General features: G+C 51.7%; 2 protein-coding genes. Both read left to right on the top strand.

Annotated features, from left to right (window positions below; all coding sequences use genetic code 11):
* A partial coding sequence (locus K2I50_RS03780; protein ID WP_301024906.1) for a DUF5686 family C-terminal domain-containing protein occupies positions 1-656 on the top strand: 656 nt, incomplete at its 5' end.
* Between the two features lie 100 nt (positions 657-756).
* A complete protein-coding gene (locus K2I50_RS03775) occupies positions 757-1,260 on the top strand; it encodes a flavodoxin (protein WP_301024905.1) in 504 nt (167 codons plus the stop codon).
* The last annotated feature ends 221 nt before the right edge of the window (positions 1,261-1,481 follow it).

Below are 1,481 nucleotides of genomic sequence, written 5' to 3'. Positions count from 1 at the left end.
ATGCCCCGGGCGAAAAGTTCTATCAGGGAAAAACCAACCGCATGCCGATCAATCTCGACGCTCCGGTATTCGAACTGACCCACACATTCGCCCCGAAAGGATTTCTCAGGAGTATGTTCGCCATCAACCGCACCGAACTGCGCTACTCACAGCGATGGTGGCTCTCGGCATTCGGATATATCGATGCCGTGGTAAAAGGCGGCCACGTATGGAGCCGCACACCCTACATGAACCTCATGCTCCCCAACGCCAATCTGTCATACACCATACAGCCCGAAAGTTTCGCGCTGATGAATCCGCTGGAATTCATCAACGACTCATACGCCATGGTCGACTTCACATATTGGATGAACGGCCTTATATTCAACCGCATTCCGCTGCTTGACCGGCTGAAACTGCGCGAGGTAATCAACTTCAAAGGACTGTGGGGACACCTGAGCAAGCGCAACAATCCGATGTACAATCCGCAGCTGTTCGTGTTCCCGGCCGACGTCAACACCACCCCCATGACCGACCGACCGTATATGGAGATAAGCGCCGGCCTTGACAATATATTTCGTGTATTCCGTGTCGACTACGTGTGGCGTCTCTCCTATCGCAACAATCCATATGCTCCGCGATGGGGCGTACGGGTAGCTTTTCATCTGGCTTTCTGACAGTTGCTCAACCGCATCTTACCCCGCCGGCGTCTCAGCCGCAAATGAGAACTTTTTGCCATTCTTCGTGTTATAATATCAGAATTATATATTAATGACGATGAAGAAAATAGGTATATTCTACGGATCAAGCACCGGCATGACAGCCGAGGTTGCAGAAGAGATAGCCAAAGCCATGGGTGTCGACAACGCTGATATCCATAATGTAGCGGATTCCGCCCCATCCGACGTCGAGCCGTACGACGTACTGATTTTCGGCTCAAGCACATGGGGCTCCGGAGAGTTGCAGGACGACTGGTATGACATGGTCGACGGTCTGGAGGCAACCGACCTCTCAGGCAAAGAGATTGCACTGTTCGGCTGTGGCGACGAATCAATGAGCGACACTTTCTGCGGCGCTCTCGGCGAACTGTACACCCGCCTTCTCCCTACAGGAGCCAAATTCATAGGCTACTTCAACGCCGACGGCTACGACTTTGAGTCGACAGAGGCTTTCCAGGATGGCATCTACGTAGGGCTTATGCTCGACAATGTAAACAAGGAAGAACTCACATCCGAAAGGATAAAAGCCTGGACCGACCAGCTCAAGAAAGAAATAGCATAATCCTTAACGGCCTCATCGACGCACACACACACACGCAGTGCGCCGTCAGTGTGGCCACACACAATACAAGAGTCTCAACCTACCCCGTCCGTATTAATGGAGAGAGGCCGGACGGGGGAGACTCTTTTTTCATGTCCATATGAAAATAAGACCCCGTTCCCCAATATTTGTTAACGCTGGGGTCGCATATCTCTGAGTGATTTTTGTCTTGTGATGATGGA

The sequence above is a fragment of the Muribaculum sp. genome, from assembly GCF_029051885.1.
Lineage (GTDB): Bacteria > Bacteroidota > Bacteroidia > Bacteroidales > Muribaculaceae > Muribaculum.
Note: the sequence above shows the minus strand (reverse complement) of the source record. Positions and strands in the feature narration are given on the sequence as shown.

Coding starts and splice junctions, on each gene's coding strand:
- K2I50_RS03775 (WP_301024905.1), top strand. CDS start 757: ATGAAGAAAATAGGTATATTCTACGGATCAAGCACCGGCATGACAGCC.